The 19,877-nt window shown below is 73.3% G+C and carries 17 protein-coding genes; 8 read left to right on the top strand and 9 right to left on the bottom strand.

From position 1 onward, the window contains the following. Window positions 1–13: 13 nt before the first annotated feature. Entirely contained in the window at window positions 14–1,522 is a 1,509-nt protein-coding gene (locus ACI3EY_RS08250) for a sensor histidine kinase (RefSeq protein WP_405040106.1), read from the top strand. 51 nt (window positions 1,523–1,573) lie between these two features. Here the strand turns inward: ACI3EY_RS08250 and ACI3EY_RS08245 are convergent, their stop codons facing one another. Next, the gene (locus ACI3EY_RS08245) at window positions 1,574–1,822 is read right to left on the bottom strand and encodes a WhiB family transcriptional regulator (RefSeq protein ID WP_010148753.1); all 249 of its coding nucleotides are present in this window, start codon (window positions 1,820–1,822) and stop codon (window positions 1,574–1,576) included. A 313-nt stretch (window positions 1,823–2,135) separates the two neighbouring features. Between ACI3EY_RS08245 and ACI3EY_RS08240 the strand changes: the two genes are divergently transcribed. After that, the gene (locus ACI3EY_RS08240) at window positions 2,136–3,347 is read left to right on the top strand and encodes an amidohydrolase (RefSeq protein WP_405038843.1); all 1,212 of its coding nucleotides are present in this window, start codon (window positions 2,136–2,138) and stop codon (window positions 3,345–3,347) included. Window positions 3,348–3,391: 44 nt separating this feature from the next. Here ACI3EY_RS08240 and ACI3EY_RS08235 read toward each other — a convergent pair whose 3' ends face one another. The 4 genes from ACI3EY_RS08235 to ACI3EY_RS08220 form a co-directional block, all read right to left on the bottom strand. Then, window positions 3,392–4,222, bottom strand: a complete 831-nt coding sequence (locus ACI3EY_RS08235; protein ID WP_405040105.1) for a (2Fe-2S)-binding protein — start codon at window positions 4,220–4,222, stop codon at window positions 3,392–3,394. Continuing rightward, complete coding sequence (gene ppdK, locus ACI3EY_RS08230; protein WP_405038841.1) at window positions 4,219–6,888, bottom strand: pyruvate, phosphate dikinase; 2,670 nt, start codon at window positions 6,886–6,888, stop codon at window positions 4,219–4,221. The genes ACI3EY_RS08235 and ppdK overlap by 4 nt, the downstream gene beginning before the upstream one ends. A 76-nt stretch (window positions 6,889–6,964) precedes the next feature. Further along, window positions 6,965–7,804: a pyruvate, water dikinase regulatory protein gene (locus ACI3EY_RS08225; protein WP_405040104.1), complete on the bottom strand. Its 840-nt coding sequence runs from the start codon at window positions 7,802–7,804 to the stop codon at window positions 6,965–6,967. A 22-nt stretch (window positions 7,805–7,826) separates the two neighbouring features. Further along, window positions 7,827–8,180, bottom strand: coding sequence for a DUF4282 domain-containing protein (locus ACI3EY_RS08220; protein WP_405040103.1), 354 nt, complete (start codon window positions 8,178–8,180; stop codon window positions 7,827–7,829). A 28-nt stretch (window positions 8,181–8,208) separates the two neighbouring features. Between ACI3EY_RS08220 and miaA the strand changes: the two genes are divergently transcribed. Beyond that, complete coding sequence (gene miaA / locus ACI3EY_RS08215) at window positions 8,209–9,144, top strand: tRNA (adenosine(37)-N6)-dimethylallyltransferase MiaA (RefSeq protein WP_405040102.1); 936 nt, start codon at window positions 8,209–8,211, stop codon at window positions 9,142–9,144. On the opposite strand, the gene ACI3EY_RS08210 is transcribed toward miaA, so the two are convergent. Next, window positions 9,131–9,754 (bottom strand): class I SAM-dependent methyltransferase, encoded by a 624-nt coding sequence (locus ACI3EY_RS08210; protein WP_405040101.1) that lies wholly within the window; start codon window positions 9,752–9,754, stop codon window positions 9,131–9,133. The two genes, miaA and ACI3EY_RS08210, sit on opposite strands and share 14 nt — an antisense overlap. A 161-nt stretch (window positions 9,755–9,915) precedes the next feature. On the opposite strand from ACI3EY_RS08210, the gene hflX reads away from it, so the two are divergent. After that, window positions 9,916–11,379, top strand: a complete 1,464-nt coding sequence (gene hflX, locus ACI3EY_RS08205) for a GTPase HflX (protein WP_405040100.1) — start codon at window positions 9,916–9,918, stop codon at window positions 11,377–11,379. Window positions 11,380–11,382: 3 nt separating this feature from the next. Here the strand turns inward: hflX and ACI3EY_RS08200 are convergent, their stop codons facing one another. Then, a complete protein-coding gene (locus ACI3EY_RS08200; RefSeq protein WP_405040099.1) occupies window positions 11,383–12,078 on the bottom strand; it encodes an SDR family NAD(P)-dependent oxidoreductase in 696 nt (231 codons plus the stop codon). Window positions 12,079–12,101: 23 nt separating this feature from the next. On the opposite strand from ACI3EY_RS08200, the gene ACI3EY_RS08195 reads away from it, so the two are divergent. Then, window positions 12,102–14,807, top strand: coding sequence for an MGH1-like glycoside hydrolase domain-containing protein (locus ACI3EY_RS08195; RefSeq protein WP_405040098.1), 2,706 nt, complete (start codon window positions 12,102–12,104; stop codon window positions 14,805–14,807). A gap of 15 nt (window positions 14,808–14,822) precedes the next feature. Here the strand turns inward: ACI3EY_RS08195 and ACI3EY_RS08190 are convergent, their stop codons facing one another. After that, window positions 14,823–15,404 (bottom strand): DinB family protein, encoded by a 582-nt coding sequence (locus ACI3EY_RS08190; protein WP_405040097.1) that lies wholly within the window; start codon window positions 15,402–15,404, stop codon window positions 14,823–14,825. A gap of 40 nt (window positions 15,405–15,444) precedes the next feature. On the opposite strand from ACI3EY_RS08190, the gene fdhD reads away from it, so the two are divergent. The 3 genes from fdhD to ACI3EY_RS08175 are packed head-to-tail and all read left to right on the top strand — an operon-like array spanning window position 15,445 to window position 19,203. Further along, window positions 15,445–16,308, top strand: a complete 864-nt coding sequence (gene fdhD / locus ACI3EY_RS08185; RefSeq protein WP_405040096.1) for a formate dehydrogenase accessory sulfurtransferase FdhD — start codon at window positions 15,445–15,447, stop codon at window positions 16,306–16,308. Next, window positions 16,305–16,964 (top strand): GNAT family N-acetyltransferase, encoded by a 660-nt coding sequence (locus tag ACI3EY_RS08180; protein ID WP_405040095.1) that lies wholly within the window; start codon window positions 16,305–16,307, stop codon window positions 16,962–16,964. Before fdhD ends, ACI3EY_RS08180 begins: the two co-directional genes overlap by 4 nt. 4 nt (window positions 16,965–16,968) lie before the next feature. Beyond that, window positions 16,969–19,203: an ATP-dependent DNA helicase gene (locus tag ACI3EY_RS08175; RefSeq protein WP_405040094.1), complete on the top strand. Its 2,235-nt coding sequence runs from the start codon at window positions 16,969–16,971 to the stop codon at window positions 19,201–19,203. Here the strand turns inward: ACI3EY_RS08175 and ACI3EY_RS08170 are convergent. After that, window positions 19,173–19,847: a class F sortase gene (locus ACI3EY_RS08170; protein ID WP_405040202.1), complete on the bottom strand. Its 675-nt coding sequence runs from the start codon at window positions 19,845–19,847 to the stop codon at window positions 19,173–19,175. The genes ACI3EY_RS08175 and ACI3EY_RS08170 overlap by 31 nt on opposite strands. Window positions 19,848–19,877: the final 30 nt, after the last annotated feature.

Here is a 19,877-nt window from a genome sequence, read left to right as displayed (position 1 = left end):
CGACAATCGGCTCGTGGCCTTTCTCCGGGAGACGTTGGACCGTTCCTCCATGTCGGGTGCCGACGTCGACTGGGTGCACCGGCTGGTCGGTGACTGGCAGATGCTGGCCGACCTGTCGTTCGCCGACCTGACCCTGTGGCTGCCGGTGCAGCAGGACGACCAGGGCGACCCGGACGCCTCGCCGTGGTTCCTGGCTGCGCACGCCCGGCCCTCCACGGGGCCGAACTTCTACCACGACGACGTGATCGGTCAGGCGCCCAGCGCCGAACGGCAGTCCTGGCTGAGCCAGGTGCTGGCCAGTGGTCGTTCGGTGACCCCGGAGGAGGTCGGCTACGTCCGGGAGCAGTACGTCCCGGTGGTGCGCGCCGGGCGGCCGATCGCGGTGCTGGTGCGGCACACCGACCTGCAGAACATGCGCCAGCAGGGCGGTCTCGAGGTGAACTACCTGCAGATCAGCCAGCAGCTGTTCAGCATGATCGGCGAGGGCGCCTTCCCGATGGACAACGTGGCGACGGGCGTCGGCCGTGGCACCCCCCGGGTGGGTGACGGGGTGGTCCGGCTGACCGCCGAGGGTGTCATCGACTACGCCAGCCCGAACGCGGTCTCGGCGCTGCGCCGGCTGGGGCACACGGACCACGTCAGCGGTGCCGACCTCTCCGAGATCGTCACGGCGAGCCTGGTGCCGGGGACCACCGTGGACGAGACGATGCCGCTGGTGCTCACCGGCCGGGCACCGTGGGGGACCGAGATCGAGGCCGGCGCGATCAACCTGACGATGCGCTCGGTGCCGCTCATGCGGGGTGGGGCGCGGGTCGGGGCCCTGCTGCTGCTGCGCGACGTGAGCGAGATCCGCCGCCGGGAGCGGGAGCTGCTGAGCAAGGAGGCGACGATCCGGGAGATCCACCACCGGGTCAAGAACAACCTGCAGACGGTGGCCGCGCTGCTGCGCCTGCAATCCCGTCGGCTGGACGACCCCAAGGCCCAGGAGGCGCTCGCCGAGGCCGGCCGTCGGCTGGCGACGGTGGCCCTGGTGCACGAGACCCTCAGCGAGGGGTTCTCGGAGCGGGTGGACTTCGACGACGTCGCTGTGCGGCTGCTCCGCGCCACCGTGGAGGTCGCCTCGACGCAGGCGGTGGTGACCACCGCGGTGGAGGGGTCCTTCGGCTGGCTGCGGCCCGAGGACGCGACCCACCTGGCGATGATCCTGGCCGAGCTGGTGCACAACGCGGTCGAGCACGGCTTCGAGGAGGGCGGACCCCGGGACCCCGACTTCTCCCCGGAGGTGCTGGTGGGGGCGCACCGGGACCGTCAGCAGGGGCAGGACCTGCTGGAGGTCACCGTCCGCGACAACGGGCACGGGTTCGCCCCGGCCGAGCCGGGGGTGGTGCGTTCCGGCCTGGGGACCCAGATCGTGGAGGCGCTGATCACCGACCTGCGTGGGGAGATCACCTGGAAGACGACAGAGCCGCACGGGACCGCTGTGCGGTTCACCGTGCGGCTACGAGGTCCTTCTACCGGCTGAGAGTCACGGTCCCGGCCGGTCGGCCGCCCTGGGAGAGGGTGGCGGCAGGGCTCAGCTCGCGCGTCGGGCGCGCGCCTTGCGCCGCTTGAGGGCGCGGCGCTCGTCCTCGGAGAGGCCGCCCCAGACACCGGCGTCCTGGCCCGTCTCCAGCGCCCACTTGAGGCAGGTGTCGATCACCGGGCAGGTGCGGCAGACGGCCTTGGCCTCTTCGATCTGCTGCAGGGCGGGCCCGGTGTTGCCGATCGGGAAGAACAGCTCCGGGTCCTCCTCCAGGCATGCCGCGCGGTTGCGCCAGTCCATCAGTGTGTGCTCCTCGCTCCGTGGGCCCGGGGTGGGCCGTCGTGTGGTCGTCGCTCGGAGTAGGATCAGGGATACTGGCCGGGGCGACGACACGTCCTTGTCCGTCTGTGACGGCGTCCCGCAGGGGATCGGTACCGTCATCACTGCCTGTGCCAACGACACGGCCAAGCGCAGTGTTCCCATACTCCCATTGCGACACGGCGTAGCACAAGGACGTTACCGGGAGAATTCGGGCAGATGTGTGAGGCGTCAATCACAGTCGAGCAGGGTGCTGCGTAGGGTGGAGGTCCGTCCACCCGACCCAAGGAGTCCCATGCCTCGCGCCTCGTCCGCCACCTTCGCCGTCGTCGGAGCCCGCGTCCTGCCGATCGACACCGACCCCGTCGAGGACGGTGTCGTGCTCGTGCGGGACGGGGTCATCGAGGCGGTGGGCAGTCGCAGCGACGTCCCGGTGCCCGAGGGTGTCGAGGTCGTCGACGCGGCCGGCGGGTGGGTCCTGCCGGGCCTCATCGACGCGCACGTGCACCTCGGCGTCTGGGAGGAGGGCGAGGGCTGGGCCGGCATCGACGGCAACGAGGCCACCGACCCGGTGATGGCCGCGGCGCGCGCCATCGACGCCATCAACCCGCGTGAGCAGGGCTTCGACGACGCGCTCGGCGCGGGCGTCACCACCGTCAACGTGAACCCCGGCTCGGCCAACCCGATCGGCGGGCAGGCGGTGGCGCTGAAGACCTACGGCGGGGTCGTCGACGACATGGTGCTGCGCAACCCCTCCGGGGTGAAGGCCGCGCTGGGGGAGAACCCCAAGCGGGTCTACGGCGAGCAGAAGAAGACCCCCTCCACCCGGCTCGGGGTGGCGCTGGTGCTGCGCAAGGCCTTCTCCGCTGCTCGGTCCTACCAGGCGAAGCTGGCCGCCGCGGACGGGTCCCCGGTCGAGACCGACCTGGTCAGCGAGACCCTGGTGAAGGTGCTGGACCGGGAGATCCCGTGGCGTCAGCACTGCCACCGCGCCGACGACATCGCCACCGCGCTGCGCCTGGCGGAGGAGTTCGGCTACGACCTGGTCCTGGACCACGGCACCGAGTCCTACCTGATCGCGGACCTGATCGCCGAGCGTGGCGTGCCGGTCCTCTACGGGCCGATGATCGTCAGCCGGTCCAAGGTGGAGGTGCGCCACCGCAGCATCGCGGCGCCGGGCATCCTCGACCGCGCCGGCGTACAGGTCTCGATCATCACCGACCACCCGGTGGTGCCGATCGAGTACCTCATCACCCAGGCCGCGCTCGCGGTCCGCGAGGGGATGGACCGGGACGCCGCGCTGCGGGCGGTCACCGTCAACCCGGCACAGGTGCTGGGGGTGGCCGACCGGGTCGGGTCGCTGACCCCCGGCAAGGACGCGGACCTCGCCTGGTGGTCCGGGGACCCCTTCGACCTGTCGTCCCGGGTGCTGCGCACGTGGATCGACGGCGTCGAGGTCTACAGCTACGACACCGAGGCCGGCCGGGGCCAGGTCCGCCCCCGCTGAACCGCATCCCCCACCGGGCGTCGCCCGTGGTTGCCTGAGCGCCCTCAGTGACCGGGGGTGACCAGCTCGGGCCGGTGCTCCGCCCGCACGCAGTCGGGGCACAGCCCGTGCCCGGGCAGCCGGTCGAACAGGCAGCAGCCGCCCCGCAGGAAGGCCTCCTCGGGGCGTTCCATGCCACCACCGACGCCGGTCGGCAGCCCGGCCCGGCCCAGCGCCCGACCCCCGGGCCGCAGGTCCGGGTCCTGGAGCAGCAGCCGGGCCAGGGCCCACGCCTGTGGCCCGGCGGGCGGGCGGCGGGTCGCCAGCACCCGGGCCGCGCCGACCAGGCTGGAGGAAGCGTTGCTCAGCAGCGCCCGCTGCGGTGTCCGCCCCACCCGGGCGCACGCGTCGTCGAGGTCGCGCAGGCTGCCGCGCACGACCACCCGGGCGATGATCTCGGCCGCCGTGGTCGTCGCGTCGGGGTCGGCACCTGGCCCGGCACCTGGCCCGGCACCTGCCTCGGTGCCGGTCACGGCATACCCGCGCGTCGGGTCCGAGAGCGCCAGGGGCACCGGGCCGCCGTGCCCGGGACTGGCCAGCAGGTTGGCCGAGGACAGGTCCGGCACCCACCGGTGCAGCACCGCCCCGGCCAGGGCCACCGACCAGAGCCGGGAGACCAGGCCCACCTGCAGGGCGGAGACGGCGACCTTGGGGTCGACCGTGTCCACGGACAGGCCGCTGCCCGCGGCCAGCGCTCCCCGTACCGCCGCGATACGCGCTGCGAGCGGGTCGTCCGCCAGCAGCACCGACCAGGGCACCGCGTCGGTGCCTGCCGGCTGCGTCAGCTCGAAGAAGCCCCCGAGCTCGGCCAGCCCGGTCAGGACGGCCCGGGTCACGTGCCGCGCTGGGCGAGCACCGCGCGGGCGGCCGCGAAACGGGCGATCGGCACCCGGTAGGGCGAGCAGGACACGTAGGTCAGCCCCAGCTCCTCGAACAGGCCGATGGAGGCCGGGTCACCACCGTGCTCGCCGCAGACCCCGAGCTTGAGGTCGGGGCGCACGCTGCGCCCGCGCTCGGCGCCGATCTGGACCAGCCCGCCGACGCCGTCCCGGTCGATCGACTCGAAGGGGTTGCCCGGGATCACCTCGTCCGCGACGTAGGTCGACAGGAAGCCTTGCTCGGCGTCGTCCCGGGAGATCCCGACACCGGTCTGGGTCAGGTCGTTGGTGCCGAAGGAGAAGAAGTCGGCGTGCTCGGCGATCTGGTCGGCGACGATCGCCGCCCGGGGCAGCTCGATCATGGTGCCGATGGTCACCTCGAGCTCGGCCCCAGCGGTGGCGAGCTCGTCGGCGACCGTGCGCTCGACGACGGCGCGCTGTGCCTTGAGCTCGGAGGCGTAGGCCACCAGGGGGATCATGATCTCCACCCCGGCCGTCTGACCGTGCTCCTCGCGCACCGCCAGCGCCGCCCGGACGATGGCCCGGGTCTGCATCTCGGGGATCTCCGGGTAGAGCATGCCGAGGCGGCAGCCGCGGGTGCCCAGCATCGGGTTCTGCTCGTGCAGCCGCTTCACCTGGCCCAGCAGCCGGCGTGCGGCGCTGAGCTCCTGGGCGTCACCATCGGTGAGCTCCAGCCGCTGCACCAGCAGCGACTGCTCGACCAGGTCCGGGAGGAACTCGTGCAACGGCGGGTCCAGCAGCCGGACGGTCACCGGCAGCCCGGCCATCGCGGTGAAGATCTCCTCGAAGTCCTCCTGCTGCATCGGCAGGATCGTGGCCAGCGCCTGGGCGCGCTCGTCCTCGCTCTCGGCCAGGATCATCCGACGGACGGCGGGCAGCCGGTCCGCGGCCATGAACATGTGCTCGGTGCGGCACAGGCCGATGCCCTCGGCGCCCAGCTCGCGTGCCTTGGCCGCGTCCTCCCCGGTGTCGGCGTTGGCGCGCACGCCCATCCGCCGGACGTCGTCGGCCCAGGCGGTGATGGCCTGGAAGTCCTCGTTGATCTGCGGCGGGATCAGCTCCAGCGCCTCGCCGTAGACCTCCCCGGTGGACCCGTCCAGGGTGATCATGTCGCCCTCGGCGAAGACCCGGTCGCCGATGGTGAGGGTCCGGCCCGGCACGTCGATCCGGATCTTGCTGGCCCCCGCCACGCAGGGCCGGCCCATCCCGCGGGCGACCACCGCGGCGTGCGAGGTCATCCCACCGTGGGCGGTGAGCACCCCCTGGGCCACGATGACCCCGTGGATGTCGTCCGGCGTCGTCTCGTAGCGGACCAGGACCACCGCCTCGCCGGCCCCTCCGCGCTCCGCGGCGGTGTCGGCGTCGAAGACCACCTCACCGACGGCGGCGCCGGGCGAGGCGGGCAGTCCCTTGGTCACCGGGGACCTGCCGTGCTCGGGATCGATGGCCGGGTGCAGCAGCTGGTCCAGCTGGGCGGGTTCCACGCGCTGCAGCGCCTCCTCCCGGGTCAGTACCTCCTCGGTCACCATGTCCCGGGCGATCCGCAGCGCGGCGGCCGCGGTGCGCTTGCCGCTGCGGGTCTGCAGCAGGTACAGGGTGCCGTCCTCGACGGTGAACTCGATGTCCTGCATGTCCTTGTAGTGGGACTCCAGGTCGGCCATCGTCCGCACCAGCTGGGTGTATGCCTCCGGCAGCACCTCCTCCATCTGCGCCAGCGGCCGCGGGGTCCGGATCCCGGCCACCACGTCCTCCCCCTGGGCGTTGACGAGGAACTCGCCGTAGAGCTCGCTGACCCCGGTGGAGGGGTTGCGGGTGAAGCAGACCCCGGTGGCGGAGGTGTCACCGCGGTTGCCGAACACCATCTGCATGACGTTGACGGCGGTGCCCAGGTCGTCAGGGATCCCGTTGGCGCGGCGGTAGACCCGGGCCCGTGGGGTGTCCCACGAGCCGAAGACGGCGTCGATGGCTCCGCGCAGCTGCTCCCGCGGGTCGGTGGGCAGGTCCCGGCCCAGCTCACGGCGGGAGACGTCCTTGAAGGTGCGCACCAGCTCCTGCAGGTCCTCGGTGCTCAGCTCCGTGTCCTGCTCCACCCCGCGCCGGGCCTTGAGCGCGGTCAGCTCGTCCTCGTAGGCGTGCGGGGCGACGCCCTCGACGACCTCGCCGTACATCTGCAGGAACCGCCGGTAGGAGTCCCAGGCGAAGCGGGGGTTGTCGGCCTCGGCACCGAGCGCCTCCACGGTGTCGTCGCCGACCCCGAGGTTGAGGATGGTGTCCATCATCCCGGGCATCGAGACGACGGCGCCGGAGCGGACCGACAGCAGCAGCGGGTTGGCCCCGTCCTGGTCACCACCGAGGGTGCGGCCGGTGCGCTCCTCCAGCCGGGTGAGCGAGTCCAGGATGTCCTCCCACAGCCCGGCCGGCCACTCGCCGCCGCTCGCGGTGGTCGCGATGCAGGCCGCGGTGCTGACCGTGAAGCCGTCGGGGACGGGTATGCCCAGACGCTTCATCTCGGCCAGGTTGGCCCCCTTGCCCCCCAGCAGCGGGCGCATCGAGGCGTCTCCCTCGGACATGTCGTAGAGATACTGCACGGACTCCCCGGTCATCTGGATGCTCCTCGCGATACGTCGTCGGAGCGCCGTTGCTCCTCGGTCGGTGGCGCCGAGCCTACCGCTGCGGGGCTCACCGTCCCTGCGCCGCCTCGCGGCGCCGGTCCACCACCTCGATCACCCGGCCGGCGGCCTCCTCCAGCGCCAGGTCGGTGGTGTCGATCAGGGGACAGCCGAGGCTGCGCTGGATGCGCCCCACCTCGTCCAGCTCGTCGAAGATCTGGGCCAGCTCGGTGTAGCCGTCCTTGTGCACCCCGGAGCTGCCCATGGCGCGCACCCGGCGGCCCCGGATCTGCTGCAGCCGTTCGGGGTCGATGGTCAGCCCGATGAGCTTCCAGCGGGCGACCTCGCGCAGCTCGGGGGGCGGGGCGATGCCGGGCACCAGCGGGATGTTGGCCGTCCGGTAGCCCAGGTACCCCAGGTACATCGACAGCGGGGTCTTGCCGGTGCGGCTGACCCCGATGAGCACGATGTCGGCCTCGTCCAGGTGGTTGGACAGGTTGCCGTCGTCGTTGGCGACGGCGAACTCCATGGCGTGCACCCGCTTGAAGTAGTCCTCGCTGACACCGACCGGCCGGACCACCCGCTCCGGGGCCTGCCCGGTGACGGCGCTCAGCGCGGTGACCGCCGGTTCCAGCAGGTCGGCGTGCGCCAGGCCGCGCTCGGTGCACAGCTGGGTCACCCGGGCCCGCAGCGTCTCGTCCACCACCGTGGAGAAGACGACGGTCCGCACCTGGTCCGGGTGCATCCGGGAGAAGGAGTCCTCCAGGCCCTCCATGCTCGACTGACGCGGGTGCCGCATGATGCGGACGTCGTGGTCGGCGTACTGCGCAGCGGCGGCGCGGGCCACCCGGGCCGCGGTGTCCCCGGTGGAGTCGGCGATGACGTGGACCTCGATCGCTGGGCGTGTCATGCCAGGCAGGGTATGCCGCCGCTCAGAGCCGCCCGCGGCCGTGGTGGACGTCCTCGCTGAGCCGGATGACGGCGTAGTACAGCTCCAGGCTCATCCGGGCGAAGGCCAGGTAGATCAGCCCGATGATCGGGGCCGCCACCAGCAGCAGCAGGCCGAGCACGACGGCCCCGCCGCCCTGGGCCATGGTGGTGAACGCGCTGATGACCAGACCGAGGGTCAGCAGGCCCACCAGCAGGGTCGCGATCATGTAGACGATCTTGACGATGCTCGGGGTGACGAAGGTGTCGAAGTTGAAGTCGAAGAGGGCCTTGAGGCCGGCGACGTTGGCCGGGGAACGGCCGCTGGAGGGGTCCGGGGGCGGGGTGGGAGCGCTCATCGCCCCAACGTAGTGGGAAAGTGGGGCCGTGCGACAGAGCGAATCCTCCCCCGGGACGCCGGTGATCGCCGTCGTCGGGCCGACCGCCAGCGGGAAGTCGGAGCTGGGGCTGGCCCTGGCCCTCGAGCTGGGGGGTGAGGTGGTCGGTGCCGACGCCTCGCAGTTCTACCGGGGCATGGACATCGGCACCGCCAAGCTCTCCGTCCCCGAGCGGCGGGGCGTCCCGCACCACCAGATCGACGTCCTCGACCTGGCGCAGGAGGCCAGCGTCGCGACCTACCAGACCTCGGCCCGCGCCGACCTGGCCGCGACCCGGGGACGGGGGCGGGTGCCGGTGGTGGTCGGTGGGTCCGGCCTCTACGTGCGCGGCCTGCTGGACCGGCTGGAGATCCCGCCGACGGACCCGGTGGTCCGCGGACGCTGGGAGAGCGAGCTGGAACGGGTCGGACCGGGGGTGCTGCAGGAGCAGCTGGCGTCCCGGGACCCCGAGGCCGCACGCTCGATCGGCGCCCGCAACGGACGGCGGCTGGTCCGGGCGCTGGAGGTCGTCGAGCTCACCGGCCAGCCGTTCAGCGCGACGCTGCCCACCCGGGAGTTCCTGGAGCCGACGGTGCTGCTGGGGCTGCGGGTGGACCGGGAGGTGCTCGCCGCGCGGATCGCGCACCGGGCCGAGGGCATGTGGCGCGACGGCCTGCCGGAGGAGGTCCGTGAGCTGGACCGTCGCGGGCTGCGCCGGGGCAGGACGGCCTCCCGGGCGGTGGGCTACGCGCAGGCGCTGCGTCAGCTGGACGGGGAGCTGACGGCGGCGCAGGCGATCGAGGAGACGGCGGTCGCCACCCGGCAGCTGGCCCGTCGGCAGGTGGCCTGGTGGCGACCGGACCCCCGGGTGGTCTGGCTGGAGCACGACGCCCCCGACCTGCTCGAGCAGGCGCTGACCCTGGTGCGGGAGGTCAGCCCCGGCTGACCCGCAGCACCCGGAAGCCCTTGCTGCTGCCCTCCCGGGTGACCCGCACCGGGCCCATCACCTCGGGCAGGCTCGCCGTCAGCCAGCTGTGCAGGGAGTCGGCGCCCAGGTTCTTCTGCACCACCAGGTATGCCGCCGCCCGCTCGTGCCCGGCGAGCCGGGGCAGCCAGCCGAGCAGCAGTTCGTGCAGCGCCTGCTTGCCGACCCTGATCGGCGGGTTCGACCAGATCAGGTCGAAGCGCACCCCGGGGTCCACCTGCTCGGGGGTGGCGACCCGCAGGCGGGGGCACCCGAGCGCGGTGGCGTTGCGTCGGGCCAGGTCCAGCGCCCGCTCGTTGACGTCGACGGCATGCACCTCGGCGGCGGGGGAGCGCAGCGCGAGGGTGAGGGCCAGCGGTCCCCAGCCGCAGCCCAGGTCGAGCAGGGTGCCCTCGGGGGGCGGGGGCGGCGCCTGGTCGAGCAGCACCCGGGTGCCCTTGTCGATGCCGTCGGGGGAGAAGATGCCGCCGGCGGTCACCACCTCGACGTCCTGGCCGGCCAGCCGGACGGGGACCCGGCGCAGGGCCTCCGGCGAGGCGGGCCGGGCGGAGAAGTAGTGCTCGGAGGTCATGGCGGCGCCCAGTCTAGGGGGCCACGGCGCGGCGACCGGCAACAAATCGGTGGTCCCCGGCGTTGCACCGGTGAGAGGCTGGACCGGTAGGCCAGGCGTTCCACCCGGGACGACCGGCATACCGGGGCACCCCGCCCCACCCGCCCGACCTGAAGGAGACCATGCCAGCACCGCACACCGACGACGTGACCGAGGGCCGCCACCCCGTGACGGACCGCCGCGCCGAGGCCCTGGAGTACGACGGCGACCAGTTGGACCGCGAGGAGCGGGCCGCGCTGCGCCGGGTGGCCGGGCTGTCCACCGAGCTCGAGGACGTCACCGAGGTCGAGTACCGGCAGCTGCGGCTGGAGCGGGTCGTGCTGGCCTCCGTCTGGGAGGACAACGGCCAGGCCACCCTGGAGGACGCGGAGAACTCGATGCACGAGCTCGCCGCACTGGCCGAGACGGCCGGCTCGACCGTCCTCGACGGGGTGATCCAGCGTCGGCAGAAGCCGGACCCGGCGACCTACCTGGGCTCGGGCAAGGCCGTCGAGCTGCGCGAGATCGTCGCCGCCGAGGGGGCCGACACCGTCGTCTGCGACGGCGAGCTCGGCCCGTCCCAACGTCGTGCCCTGGAGGACGTCGTCAAGGTCAAGGTCATCGACCGGACCGCGCTGATCCTGGACATCTTCGCCCAGCACGCCAAGAGCCGGGAGGGCCGCGCCCAGGTCGAGCTGGCCCAGCTGCAGTACCTGCTGCCCCGCCTGCGCGGCTGGGGTGAGTCGATGTCCCGGCAGGCCGGTGGTCGGGTCGCCGGGGGTGAGGGCATCGGCTCCCGTGGCCCCGGTGAGACCAAGATCGAGCTGGACCGGCGGCGGATCAACACCCGGATCGCCAAGCTGCGCCGCGAGATCGCCGGGATGAAGACCGTCCGGGACACCAAGCGCTCCGCGCGCCGGGCCGGCCGGGTCCCCAGCGTCGCCATCGTCGGCTACACCAACGCCGGAAAGTCCTCGCTGCTGAACCGGCTGACCGGGGCGGGTGTGCTCGTCCAGGACCAGCTCTTCGCCACCCTGGACCCGACGACCCGGCGCACCGAGAGCGAGGAGGGGCGCGGCTACACGCTGTCCGACACCGTCGGCTTCGTGAAGCGGCTGCCGCACCAGCTGGTGGAGGCCTTCCGGTCGACGCTGGAGGAGGCCGCCCAGGCGGACGTCCTGCTGCACGTGGTGGACGGCTCGCACCCGGACCCGGAGGGTCAGGTCGCCGCCGTGCACGCGGTGCTGGCCGAGGTCCTCGACGCCGACGAGCAGACCATCGACATCCCGGAGATCATCGCCGTCAACAAGGCCGACCTCGCGCCGGCCGACGTGCTGGACCGGCTGCGCCGGGCATACCCCCGGGTGGTGGTCGTCTCGGCCCGCACCGGCGAGGGCGTGCAGGAGCTGCTGGAGAGCGTGGAGGCGGCGCTGCCGCGCCCCGAGATCCTGGTCGACGTGCTGCTGCCCTACGACCGGGGCGACCTGGTGGCCCGGCTGCACGACGAGGGCCAGGTGCTCTCCGAGGAGCACACCGGGCAGGGCACCCGGCTGGAGGCGAAGGTCGAGGAGGACCTGCACGGCCAGCTGCGCGACTTCGCGGTCTGAGCCTCAGCCAGCGGTGCCGAAGGCCTCGGAGCCCAGGTCGGCCTCGCCGTCCGTGATGGCCCGCACCACCCGGGCGGCGACCTCGTCGGGGTCGAGACCGGTGGGGAGGCGGGGTGCCTGCCCGTGCACCGGGCGGTCCGCCAGGCCGGTCTCGGTATGCGGCGGCCGGACGTCCAGCACGTCCACCCCGGAGCGCCGCAGCTCGCTGCGCAGGGCCCGGTCCAGGGCGGTGAGCGCGGCCTTGCTGGCCGAGTAGGCGCCCATCCCCGCCATCGGTCGTTCCGCGAGGACGGCGCTGAGGTTGACCACGTAGCCGCGCGACTCCTGCAGCAGCGGGAGCACCCGCCTCAGCAGGAACGCCGGCCCGATGACGTTGGTGGTGAAGACCTCCTCGATCACCTCGTCGGGCGTCTCCAGCAGCGACCCGAAGGCGGCCACCCCGGCCGCGTTGACCAGACCGTCGAGCCCGCCCAGGTGCTCCTGCGCCGCGGCCACGAGCCTGTCCCCCGTGGTGGCGTCCCCGAGGTCGCCCACCACCACCGGGGCGCCTGCCAGCACCTCCCGCAGCCGATCCTCGTCACGGCCCACCAGCAGCACGGCGGCACCACGGTCGGCGAGCGTGCGGGCGATCCGGGAGCCGAGCGCCCCGCTCGCACCGACGACTGCGACCCGGTGCCCGTCGATCTCTCGTCCCGTCATCTGCTCACCGTACGCTGAGCGGCGTGAGCACCGCTGAGCACGACCGGTTGGCCACCTCCGAGGACTCGCGGGCGCCGTGGCGCCGGTGGGGCCCGTACGTCTCCGCGCGGCAGTGGGGGACCGTGCGCGAGGACTACTCCGCCGACGGGGACGCCTGGGCGCACCTGCCCTTTGAGCACAGCCACCTGCGGGCCTACCGGTGGGGCGAGGACGGGCTGGCCGGTCTCTGCGACGTCGACGGCTTCCTCAACCTGGGGCTGGCGCTGTGGAACGGGCAGGACGACCGGCTCAAGGAGCGGCTCTTCGGGGTGACCAACCCCCAGGGCAACCACGGTGAGGACGTCAAGGAGTACTGGTGGGCCCTGGAGGGCACCCCGACGCACAGCTACGCGAGCTGGCTCTACCGCTACCCGCAGCAGGCCTACCCCTACGCCGACCTGGTCCGGGTCAACGGAGAGCGGGGGGTGCACGAGGAGGAGTACGAGCTGGCCGACACCGGGATCCTGGACCAGGACCGCTTCTTCGACGTGCAGGTCCGGCACGCCAAGGCCGCCCCCGGTGACATCTGCGTCGAGATCACCGCCACCAACCACGGCCCGGAGGCCGCGCCGCTGCACCTGGTGCCGCAGCTGTGGTTCCGCAACACCTGGTCATGGGGGCTGGACGAGCGTCGTCCGCACCTGTGGGCCGGGCACCGGGAGCCGGGCCTGACCCAGGTGCTGGCCCGGCACCGGGTGCTCGGGTCGCTCCAGCTGAGCGCCACCTCCGGCCCGGGCGCCGAGGGGGTCGACCCCACCCTCGTCTTCTGCGACAACGAGACGAACCACGCCGCGCTCTACGGGGGCGAGGCCGGGACCGGCACCGGGGCATACCCCAAGGACGCGGTGGACCGCGCCGTGGTGCACGGGCAGCGCGACGCCGGTAACCCCGGGATGACCGGCACCAAGGTCGCCCTGTGGTGGCAGCTGGACCGGGTCGAGCCCGGGGCCAGCGTCACCGTGCGGCTGCGGCTCAGCGAGTCCGGGCCCGGCCACGGCGACGCGGCGCGGGACGGGCGTCGGACGACGGCGCCGACCGTCTTCGACGAGCAGGTGATGGCCGACCGGGAGCGGGAGTGCGACGAGTTCTTCGCGGCGGTGATCCCGGAGCGTGCCGGTGACCAGGACGCGCTGGTCGCCCGGCGGGCGTTCGCCGGCCTGCAGTGGGGCAAGCAGCTCTACCTCTACGACATCGCGCGGTGGATCGAGGGCGACCCGGGCCAGCCGCCCCCGCCGCCGGGTCGGCACAGCCGGACCGGCGGCCGCAACACCCGCTGGCGGCACGTGAACCTGGCCGAGGTCATCTCGATGCCCGACGAGTGGGAGTACCCGTGGTTCGCCACCTGGGACCTCGCCTTTCACTGCGTCGCGATCGCGCACGTCGACCCGTACTTCGCGAAGTGGCAGCTGCTGCTGATGTGCCGGGAGTGGGTGATGAACCCGAACGGCCAGCTCGCCGCCTACGAGTGGAACTTCTCCGACGTCAATCCACCCGTGCACCCCTGGGCGGCCTGGCAGGTCTACACCATCGACGGTGGCCAGGACCGCGACTTCCTGCACCGGGTGGTGCTGAAGATGCTGCTGAACTTCCCGTGGTGGGTGAACCGCAAGGACTCCGAGGGCTCCGACGTCTTCGAGGGCGGCTTCCTCGGGATGGACAACGTGGGTCTCTTCGACCGCTCCGAACCGCTGCCCGGCGGGCAGCGCCTCGAGCAGGCCGACGCCACCGCGTGGATGGGCATGTTCTGCCTCAAGATGCTGAGGATGTCCGCCGAGCTGGCCCGCGAGGACGCCGCCTGGGACGAGGTGTCCACGAAGTTCCTGGTGCACTTCCTCTCGATCGCCGACGCCCTCGACGACTTCGGGTCCCGGCACACCTCCCTGTGGGACCCCGAGGACGAGTTCTTCCACGACGTGCTGGTCGCCGCCGACGGCACCGCCTACCGGATGCCGGTCCGGTCGATGGTGGGGCTGCTGCCGCTCGCCGGGGTCTCGATCGTGCCGGACTGGGTGGCCACCGAGCTGCCCGACCTGACCGACTTCTTCCAGGGCTGGACCGAGCGGCGTCCCGAGCTGGCGGACTCGCTGATCCACACCACCCACCGCGGCTTCAGCAGGCGCACCCTGTCGCTCATCTCCCGGGACCAGTGGCAGTCGCTGCTGCGCCCGCTGCTGGACGAGGGGGAGTTCCTCGGCCCGCACGGCATCCGCTCGCTGTCCGCGGCGCACCGGGACGGGGTCCGGGTCGACCTCGACGGGCAGCCGCTGAGCCTGGCCTACGTGCCCGGCGAGTCCGACTCCGGCATGTTCGGCGGCAACTCCAACTGGCGGGGGCCCGTCTGGCTGCCGGTGAACGCGCTGCTGCTGGACTCGTTGCGGGTCTACGGGCGCGGCGCCGGTGCCGGGCTCGAGGTGGAGTACCCGACCGGGTCGGGGCGCTCACTGGGTCTGGAGCAGGTCGCCGGCGAGGTGGAGGACCGGATCATCGGCCTCTTCCGCCCCGGCGCCGACGGGCGTCGCCCCGGTACCCCGCGGCACCATCCCGCCGGGCCCTTGTGGGATGCGCACCCCACGTTCAGCGAGTACTTCCACGGCGACACCGGGGCCGGGCTGGGAGCCTCGCACCAGACCGGGTGGACCGCCCTGGTGGCGCACTTCATCTGCGCGCCGGAGGGCATACCGAACCGCTGACGAGCCGCTCCGCCCTCACCGGAAGCGGTCCGCCACCTCCTGCACCCTGGCCACGTGCGCCGGCCAGTCGTAGCCGCCCACCAGGTTGGTGTCGCCCTCCCGGGCGCCCACCCGACCGTCCAGCCCCTCCCGCAGGATGTCGGCGTGCCCCGCGTGCCGGTGCGTCTCGGAGTTCATGTGCACGAGCATCGCGTGCAGGGTGGGGTGGCGCCGATCCTCCGCCCACCACGGCACCGTCCCGGTGACGGTCAGGTCGGTCGACCCGATCGTCCGGTCCGCCCAGGCGCAGGCCCGGTGGTACAGGCCCAGCACCTCCTCCCGGCCCTGCTCGGCGACCAGATCGATGTTCGGGTCGGTCCCGGGTGCCTCCCAGTCCCAGCCGGGTGCCTCGTCGAAGGGCGCCCCGAAGCAAACGCCGAAGTACTCGGCCTCCACCCAGGCGAGGTGCTGCACCAGACCGAGCAGGTTGGTGCCGGTGGAGGTCAGCGGGCGGTGCGCGTCGTACTCGTCGACCCCCTCGACCTTCCAGACCAGGCCCTCGCGCGCCGAGCACAGGTACCGGTGCAGCGTCTCCTTCATGCCCGACATGTCGTCCATCTCCCGAACCTAGCGCCGCCCACCGACGTAGGTTGGGTCCATGGCACGGGTCACCCAGCGGCGTCGGGTCCGGCGGCTGCACGCCGACGGCAGCACACGTGAGCGAGCGGACGTGCTGGCCGGCGAGGAGCCGCTGGAGGTCAGGGTGGACGGACGGGCCTTCTCGGTGACCATGCGCACCCCCGGCGACGACTTCGACCTGGCCGTCGGATTCCTGCACGGCGAGGGGGTGGTGCGCTCGTGGGCCGACGTCGCCCAGATCGACTACCGCTCCGGGATCGGCGCGGACGGGATGCGGGACTACAACGTCGTCGACGTCCGGCTCGCGGACGGGGTGCCGCCCCCGGACCCCTCCCTCGAGCGGCACGTCTACACCTCCTCCTCCTGCGGCATCTGCGGCACCGCCTCGATCGAGTCGGTCCGCCGTGCCGGCGCGTTCGACCTCGGCCAGGACGCCGGGGTCACGCCGCTGGCACAGCTGCTGGCGCTGCCGGACCGGCTGCGCGAGGGGCAGGCGGTCTTCGACCGGACCGGCGGGGTGCACGCCGCGGGACTCTTCCTCCCCGGTGACCGGGAGGGCGGCGGGGGAGGGGACGGGCTGGTCCTCGCCTGCCTCCGGGAGGACGTGGGCCGGCACAACGCGGTGGACAAGGTGGTCGGCTGGGCGTTGCGCGAGCGGGGCCTGCCGCTGTCCGGGAGCGTCCTGCAGGTCTCCGGCCGCGCCTCTTTCGAGCTGGTCCAGAAGGCGGCGCTCGCCGGGATCCCGACCCTGTCCGCGGTCTCGGCGCCGTCCTCGCTGGCGGCCGAGCTGGCCGAGGACGTGGGGCTGACGCTGCTGGGGTTCAACCGGGGCACCTCCCTCAACGTGTACACCGGTGGGCACCGGGTGGGGGCCGGGTCGTGACCTCCTCCGCCGGTAGGGACCGGCTCCGGGCGTCAGACGTCCAGGTGCTGCCGGCGACCGGGCGCTTCGAGGACGTGGCCGCGGTCGTCGGTCCGCGCCGCCCCGAGGCCCCCGCCTGCTGGTGCCTGGCCCACCGGCTGCGCACCGCCGAGATCACCGAGGACGGCCGCGACGTCCGGGAGCGGACGATGCGCGCCCTGTGCGCGGACGACCACCCCGGGTCGCCGCCGGGGTTGCTGGCCTACGTCGACGGGGAGCCGGCCGGCTGGGTCGGCTGCGGTCCCCGCCGGGAGATGAGCTACGTGCAGCACTCCCGGCGGCTGGTCCGCGTCCACGACGACGACGTGTGGGTCGTCATCTGCGTCCGGGTGCTGCCGCCGTTCCGCCGTCGTGGTCTGACCGCGCTGCTGCTGGCCGCGGCGCTCGACGCGGCCGCCGCGGCCGGTGCCGACGCGGTGGAGGCCTACCCGGTCGACCCCTCCGGAGGTCGGATCGACCAGAGCATGGCCTACGTGGGCCTGACCGGCTGGTTCGAGGCAGCAGGGTTCACCCGGCTGCAGGAGACCGGGGCGACCAGCGGTGGCCGGCGACGCTGGCTGGTGCGCCGGGAGCTGTGGACGGGCACCTCGCCGGCCGGGGCCGACCGCATACCCTGAACCCATGCCCTCCTCCACCCCCGAGCTCGACGATCTCCTGGTGGCCGCGGTCGGGGGTGTCGGCGGCTCAGACCGCCCCGGTCAGACCCGGATGGCGCACGCCGTCGAGCGGGCGGTGGAGCGCGAGGAGCACCTGCTGGTGCAGGCGGGCACCGGCACCGGCAAGTCGCTCGCCTACCTGGTGCCGGCGATCGCGCACGCGGTGCGCACCGGACGGCCCAGCGTGATCGCCACCGCGACCCTGGCGCTGCAGGCCCAGATCGTGGACCGCGACCTGCCCCGGATCGCCGACGCGCTGGCGCCCCTGCTGGGTCGACGGCCCACCTTCGCGCTGGTCAAGGGCCGGTCCAACTACCTGTGCCAGCACAAGCTCGTCGGCGGTTTCCCGGACGAGGACGAGGACACCCTGCTGGGGATGGGTCAGGTCGACCGGGAGCGCTCGCGGCTCGGCGACGAGGTCACCAGGCTGCGGGAGTGGTCCGAGCTGACCGAGTCCGGGGACCGGGACGAGCTGGTGCCCGGCGTCAGCAACCGTGCCTGGCGGCAGGTGTCGGTGACCGCGCACGAGTGCCTGGGGCAGCGCTGCCCGGTGGTGGCCGAGTGCTTCGTCGAGCGGTCCCGCGAGGCCGCGACCGAGGTGGACGTGATCGTCACCAACCACAGCTTCATGGCGATCGACGCCTTCGAGGGACGCTTCATGCTCCCCGAGCACGACCTGCTGGTCATCGACGAGGCGCACGAGCTCACCGACCGGGTCACCTCGACCATCACCGACGAGCTGACCGCCGGCTCGGTCGGGGTCGCCGCCCGGCGGGCCGGCAAGGGGGACGCCGCCGAACGGCTGACCGAGACCGCGGACCTGGTCTCCGCCGCCCTGGAGGACCTGCCCGAGGGGCGTCTGGGGCAGCTCCCGGAACGGCTGGTCGCCGCCCTGCAGCTGGTCCGGGACGCGGCCCGCGCCGCCCTCTCCGACCTCAAGCCGGACAAGGGTGCCGAGCCGGACGGGGGCGCCCAGATCGCGCTCGCCGCCGTCCAGGAGGTCTTCGACACCAGCGAGCGGATCCTCACCGAGGCCGACCTCGACGTGGTCTGGGTCAGCCACGACCAGCGCCGCGGCAGCGTGCTGCGGGTGGCGCCGATGAGCGTCGCCATGCGCGTCCGCGAATCGATCTTCAGCGAGCGCACGGTGGTGCTCACCTCGGCCACCCTGGAGCTGGGCGGCTCCTTCGACGCGGTGGCCGGCACGATGGGGCTGCGCGGTGCCGGCGCACCCGCCTGGGAGGGGCTGGACGTCGGCTCGCCCTTCGACTACCCGCAGCAGGGGATCGCCTACGTCGCCGCCCAGCTGCCGCCGCCCGGACGGGACGGCGCCGCCCCCGCCGTCTTCGACGAGATCGAGGCGCTGGTCCGGGCCGCGGGCGGGCGGACCCTGGGGCTGTTCAGCTCGCGGCGTGCCGCCGAGGCCGCCGCCGAGGAGATGCGCACCAGGTTCTCGGCCAGCGGCAGCGACATCCCGGTGCTGTGCCAGGGCGACGACCAGATGCCCACCCTGGTCCGCAGCTTCGCCGCTGATGCCCGGTCGTGCCTCTTCGGCACGCTGTCCCTGTGGCAGGGCGTGGACGTGCCCGGCTCCGCCTGCCAGCTGGTGCTCATCGACCGGATCCCGTTCCCCCGGCCCGACGACCCGCTCACCTCGGCACGCACCGAGGCGATCGGGCGGATGGGCGGCAACGGCTTCATGTCCGTCTCGGCGACGCACGCCGCGCTGCGGCTCGCCCAGGGGGCGGGACGGCTCATCCGCCGCGGCGACGACCGGGGGGTGGTCGCCTTCCTGGACTCCCGGATGATGACGGCCCGGTATGCCGGCTTCCTGCAGCGCTCGCTCCCGCCGTTCTGGCCGACCCAGGACCGTGAGCTGGTGCTGGGAGCCCTGCGCCGGCTGGACGAGACCGCCGCGGACCCGTTGCCCGTGCAGCAGCCGGGGGCCCGGGGGATCGGCGGCGCACCGCTGCCCACGGACCCCGTCCCGGTGGCGCGTTCGCCGCGCACCGCGGTCACCGGTGGTCACGCCTGGGACCCGGAGCAGGACGCGGAGCTGCGTGACGGCGTCGAGGCCGGGGTGGGACTGGTGGAGCTCGCCTCGCACCTGGACCTGCCGCCGGACCAGGTCAGCGCCCGGCTCGGGCAGCTGGGCCTGGAGCTGGCGGCTCAGGCCCCGTCGTCGACCGGCTCGGCGTAGACGACCCGGTTGTCCACGTAGGACAGGGCGCCCTCGTCCCACAGCCCGGTGCAGGTGATCAACCGCAGGGTGTCCCGACCGGTGGCGCCGAAGACGCGCTCGGTGGGGAAGGTGTCCTTGGCGTGGTCGCCGACCTCGGTGACGGCATACTCCAGCTGCTCGCCGTCGGCGCCCATCACCTGGATCCGGTCGCCCGGCTCCAGCTCGGTCAACCGGGCGAAGACACCGCCGCCGGTCGGGGAGTCCACGTGCCCGGCGATGACCGTCGGCCCGTTGCCGCCGGGGCGACCCCCCGGGGTGAACCAGCCGGCGTCCGCCGCGTCCACCGGGACCTCCATCGCGCCGTCGGGGGCGATCCCGAGGTCGATCAGGCTCTCGTCGACACCGATGTCCTCGACCACCAGCCGCTGCGGCACGAACGCCGCGCCGTCGGCGCCGTCCTCGGTGCCGCCCGCAGAGTCGTTCTGCCCGGCGTCCCCGGTCCGGGGGGCGGTGTCGATGGTGTCGGTGTCCGTGTCGATGTCCGGGGTCGTCGTCGCGGCGGCAGGCTCCTCGACGACGGTCGGTGAGGCACCCTGCTGCCCGTCACCGGGGCCACCGGTGGCGGGGCCGGGCGCAGCGCACCCGCCGAGGCACAGGAGCATGGCCACGGCGGGTGCGCGTCGTCGCACGTC

Source organism: Serinicoccus shuyuelongi, assembly GCF_045032955.1.
Taxonomy (GTDB): domain Bacteria; phylum Actinomycetota; class Actinomycetes; order Actinomycetales; family Dermatophilaceae; genus Ornithinicoccus.
The sequence above is the reverse complement of the archived record's forward strand: the minus strand, read 5'-3'. Positions and strand labels throughout refer to the sequence as shown.